The sequence below is a fragment of the Pseudomonas sp. genome (genome assembly GCF_041601375.1).
GTDB lineage: Bacteria > Pseudomonadota > Gammaproteobacteria > Pseudomonadales > Pseudomonadaceae > Aquipseudomonas.
This window is the reverse complement of record NZ_JBFIIG010000259.1, coordinates 1-4,685: the sequence shown is the minus strand read 5'-3', so window position 1 is coordinate 4,685 and position 4,685 is coordinate 1. Positions and strand designations below refer to the sequence as shown.

4 protein-coding genes are annotated in these 4,685 nt (G+C 65.2%); 1 reads left to right on the top strand and 3 read right to left on the bottom strand.

The features are described 5' to 3' along the window. From ABZE94_RS20525 to ABZE94_RS20515, 3 genes are all read right to left on the bottom strand, one after another. Nucleotides 1-549 (bottom strand): enoyl-CoA hydratase-related protein (locus ABZE94_RS20525; RefSeq protein WP_372877941.1); only part of this gene is annotated, 549 nt, incomplete at its 3' end. Between the two features lie 82 nt (nucleotides 550-631). Then, nucleotides 632-2,239 carry a carboxyl transferase domain-containing protein gene (locus ABZE94_RS20520; protein ID WP_372877939.1) on the bottom strand — a complete coding sequence of 536 codons (1,608 nt, stop codon included), beginning with the start codon at nucleotides 2,237-2,239 and terminating at the stop codon, nucleotides 632-634. 83 nt (nucleotides 2,240-2,322) lie between these two features. Beyond that, a complete protein-coding gene (locus ABZE94_RS20515; RefSeq protein ID WP_372877937.1) occupies nucleotides 2,323-3,486 on the bottom strand; it encodes an isovaleryl-CoA dehydrogenase in 1,164 nt (387 codons plus the stop codon). A gap of 162 nt (nucleotides 3,487-3,648) precedes the next feature. On the opposite strand from ABZE94_RS20515, the gene ABZE94_RS20510 reads away from it, so the two are divergent. Beyond that, a partial coding sequence (locus tag ABZE94_RS20510) for an AMP-binding protein (protein WP_372877936.1) occupies nucleotides 3,649-4,685 on the top strand: 1,037 nt, incomplete at its 3' end.

Sequence of the window (4,685 nt, the reverse complement as noted above, 5' to 3'; positions counted from 1 at the left end):
GGCCAACAGGCCCAGTTCACGGGCCCGCGCGCCGCTGAAGCGTTCGGCGGTCAGGGCATAACGCCGGGCCGCGCGTTCGCCGATGGCCTGCACGACGAAGGGACTGATCACCGCCGGGGCCAGGCCGATGCGCACCTCCGAGAGGCACAGTTGGGCGTCGTCGGCGCCGATGGCCATGTCGCAGCAGGCGATCAACCCCAGCGCACCGCCGAAGGCCGCACCCTGGACCACGGCCAGGGTCGGGATCTTGACCTGGTAGAGGTTGTGCATCAGCTCGGCCAGTTCCCGTGAGTCGGCCAGGTTGGCGCTGTAGTCGAGGGTTGCGGCGTGTTGCATCCAGGCCAGGTCGGCGCCGGCGGAGAAGTGCTTGCCACGCCCGCGCAGCAGGAGAAAGCGCAGGCTCTTGTCGGCCTGCACCTCATCGAGGGCGAGGATCAGCTCGCGGATCATCTCGGCGTTGAAGGCGTTGTTCTTGTCGGCGCGGTCGAGCCAGAGGGTGGCAAAACCGCGGGGGTCTTGTTCCAGTTGTACGGTGGTGAAGTCGCTCATTTGAACTCCAACTACAAAACCATGTAGGGCGGGTGAAACCCGCGTATGTTCTGGCGGGTTTCACCCGCCCTACGGTGATCGCTTACATGCGGAACACGCCGAAGGTGCTCGGCTCGATCGGCGCATTGAGACTGGCGGACAGCGCCAGGCCGAGCACCTCGCGGGTCTGCGCCGGGTCGATGACGCCGTCGTCCCACAGCCGTGCGCTGGAATAGTAGGGGTGACCCTGGCGCTCGTACTGCTCGAGGATCGGCTGCTTGAGCTTGGCTTCCTCCTCGGCGGAGAAGTGCTGCCCGGCACGCTCGGCCTGCTCGTGCTTGACCTGGACCAGCACGCCGGCGGCCTGTTCGGCGCCCATCACGCCGATCCGCGCGTTCGGCCACATCCACAAAAAGCGTGGGTCGTAGGCGCGGCCGCACATGCCGTAGTTACCGGCGCCGAAGCTGCCGCCGATGATCACGGTGAATTTCGGCACCTTGGCGCAGGCCACGGCGTTGACCAGCTTGGCGCCGTGCTTGGCGATGCCGCCGGCTTCGTACTTCTGGCCGACCATGAAGCCGGTGATGTTCTGCAAAAACAGCAGCGGAATACCGCGCTGGCAGGCCAGTTCGATGAAGTGCGCGCCTTTCTGCGCCGATTCGGCGAACAGAATCCCGTTATTGGCGAGGATCGCCACCGGGTAGCCCTGGATATGGGCGAAGCCGCAGACCAGGGTGGCGCCGAACAGCGCCTTGAATTCGTCGAACACCGAGCCATCGACGGTGCGCGCGATCACCTCGCGTACATCGAAGGGCTGCTTGGCATCGCTCGGGATCACCCCATAGAGTTCTTCGGCGTCGTACAGCGGGGCGATCGGCTCGCGATTATTCAGCACGCCCTGCTTGCGCCAGTTGAGGTTGGCGATGCTACGGCGGGCCAGGGCCAGGGCATGCTCGTCGTTGTCGGCGTAGTGGTCGGCGACTCCCGAGGTCTTGCAGTGCACGTCGGCGCCGCCGAGGTCCTCGGCGCTGACCACCTCGCCGGTGGCGGCCTTCACCAGCGGCGGGCCGGCGAGGAAGATGGTGGCCTGGTTGCGCACCATGATCGCCTCGTCGGCCATGGCCGGCACATAGGCACCGCCGGCGGTGCAGGAGCCCATGACCACGGCGATCTGCGGAATGCCCATGGCGCTCATGTTGGCCTGATTGAAAAAGATCCGCCCGAAGTGCTCGCGGTCGGGGAAGACCTCATCCTGGCGCGGCAGGTTGGCGCCGCCGGAATCCACCAGGTAGATGCACGGCAGGCGGTTCTGCTGGGCGATGGTCTGGGCGCGCAGGTGCTTCTTCACCGTCAGCGGGTAGTAGCTGCCGCCTTTCACCGTGGCGTCGTTGGCCACGATCATGCACTCGACGCCTTCGACCCGGCCGATACCGGCGATCACCCCGGCGGCGGGTACGTCTTCGCCATAGACGCCATGGGCGGCCAGCTGGCCGATCTCGAGGAAGGGCGAGCCGAGGTCGAGCAGGCGGTTGATCCGTTCGCGCGGCAGCAGCTTGCCGCGCGAGGTGTGGCGGTGCTGGGCCTTCTCGCCGCCGCCTTCATGGACGCGGGCGAGGAGGGCGCGCAGGTCGTTGACCTGGGTGAGCATCGCCGCACTGTTGGCGACGAACTCCGGGGAACGAGTATTGATCTGGGTATGCAGGATGGCCATGTTTGCTTCCTGTAGGGGTGCGAGGCCGCCTAGGCCCTACGCACCATGCCGTTGCCCGTGGTGCGCACGGCGCACCCTACGAATTATTTGGTTTCGTTGAACAGCTCGCGGCCGATCAGCATGCGCCTGATCTCGCTGGTGCCGGCGCCGATTTCGTAGAGCTTGGCGTCGCGTAGCAGGCGGCCGGTGGGGAATTCGTTGATGTAGCCGTTGCCGCCGAGGATCTGGATCGCCTCCAGGGCCATCTGCGTCGCACGCTCGGCGCTGTAGAGAATCACCCCGGCGGCGTCCTTGCGGTTGGTCTCGCCGCGGTCGCAGGCCTGGGCCACGGCATACAGGTAAGCGCGGCTGGCGTTGAGCTGGGTGTACATGTCGGCCACCTTGCCCTGGATCATCTGGAATTCGCCGATGCTCTGGCCGAACTGCTTGCGGTCGTGGATATAGGGCACCACCACGTCCATGCAGGCCTGCATGATGCCGATCGGGCCGCCGGCCAGGACCACGCGCTCGTAGTCCAGGCCGCTCATCAGCACCTTCACGCCGCCGTTTTCCTTGCCGAGGATGTTTTCTTCCGGCACCTCGACGTCATCGAAGAACAGCTCGCAGGTGTTGGAGCCGCGCATGCCCAGCTTGTCGAACTTGCTGCCACGGGAGAAGCCCTTCCAGTCACGCTCGACGATAAAGGCGGTGATGCCGTGCGGGCCTTTCTCCAGGTCGGTCTTGGCGTAGATCACATAGGTGTTGGCGTCGGGGCCGTTGGTGATCCAGGTCTTGCTGCCATTGAGCACGAAATGGTCGCCGCGGCGTTCGGCGCGCAGTTTCATCGACACCACGTCGGAGCCGGCGTTCGGCTCGCTCATGGCCAGGGCGCCGACGTGCTCGCCGCTGATCAGCTTGGGCAGGTACCTGGCCTTCTGTTCGGCCGTGCCGTTGCGGTTGATCTGGTTGACGCACAGGTTGGAATGGGCGCCGTAGGACAGGCCGACCGACGCCGAGGCGCGGCTGATCTCCTCGATGGCAACCACGTGGGCCAGGTAGCCGAGGCCGGCGCCGCCGTATTCCTCGGACACGGTGACCCCGAGCAGGCCCATGTCACCGAACTTCTTCCACATGTCGGCGGGGAACAGGTTATCGCTGTCGATGGCGGTGGCGCGCGGCGCCAGTTCCGCGGCGACGAAGGCCTGAACCTGATCGCGGAGCATGTCGATGGTTTCGCCGAGGGCGAAGTTGAGGGACGGATAGCTCATGGGGGCACCTTGTTGTCGTTGTCGGGGCAGGTTTGGGTGGAGGCTTGTCAGCCCTCATACCTTTACGTTAACGTAAAGCTGGCTTCGCACGCTGTCAAGTCTCCGATAGTGGGCGCAGCCCGGACGCCGGACCTCAGAACAAGCAAAAGAATCGAGGAACTCATGACTTCACCCAGTTACACATGCGGATTACAGGACAAACCCCTGTTGGCCATGACCATAGGCGCGGCGTTCGATCAGACCGTGGCGCGTTTCGCCGAGCGCGAGGCGCTCGTCGTTCGTCATCAACAGCTACGTTATAGCTGGGGCGAGCTGGGTGAGGCGGTGGATCGCTGCGCCCGTGCCTTGCTGGCCATCGGCATGCAGCCCGGCGAGCGCCTCGGGATCTGGGCACCGAACTGTGCGCAATGGTGCATCGCCCAGTTCGCCAGCGCCAAGGTTGGCGTGGTGCTGGTCAATATCAATCCGGCCTACCGCCTCAGCGAACTCGAGTATGCGCTCAAGCACTCCGGCTGCCGCTGGCTGATCTGCGCCGATGCGTTCAAGAGCAGCGACTACCATGCGATGCTCGGTGAACTGTTGCCGGAGCTCGCCGGTTGCGCCGTAGGTGCACTGCAAAGCCGCCTATTGCCCGAGCTGCGTGGGGTGATCAGCCTCGGTCTGCAGCCGAGCACCGGTATGTTCGGTTGGTCGGCGTTCCTCGACCGGAGTGATCAGGTCAGTCAGGAGCAGTTGCGCGCCTGCAGCGCCCAGTTGCAGTTCGACGAACCGATCAACATCCAGTACACCTCGGGCACCACCGGCTTCCCCAAGGGCGCGACCCTCAGCCACTACAGCATCCTCAACAACGGCTATATGGTGGGCGAGAGCCTGGGCTTGACCGAGCATGATCGCCTGGTGATCCCGGTGCCGCTGTACCACTGCTTCGGCATGGTCATGGGCAACCTCGGCTGCCTGACCCATGGTAGCACCATGATCTACCCGGGGGCCGCCTTCGAGCCGCTGACCACCCTGCAGGCGGTGGCCGAGGAGCGCGCCACGGTGCTCTACGGCGTGCCGACCATGTTCATCGCCGAGCTGGATCTGCCGGAGCGCGCCGGCCTGGACCTGTCCAGCCTGCGCAGCGGGATCATGGCCGGCGCCACCTGCCCGATCGAGGTAATGAAGCGGGTGATCGGCGAGATGCACATGGCCGAGGT

Excerpts from the sequence above, each read along its gene's own strand:
- ABZE94_RS20520 (WP_372877939.1), bottom strand. The coding sequence starts at position 2,239 with ATGGCCATCCTGCATACCCAGATCAATACTCGTTCCCCGGAGTTCGTC.
- ABZE94_RS20515 (WP_372877937.1), bottom strand. The coding sequence starts at position 3,486 with ATGAGCTATCCGTCCCTCAACTTCGCCCTCGGCGAAACCATCGACATG.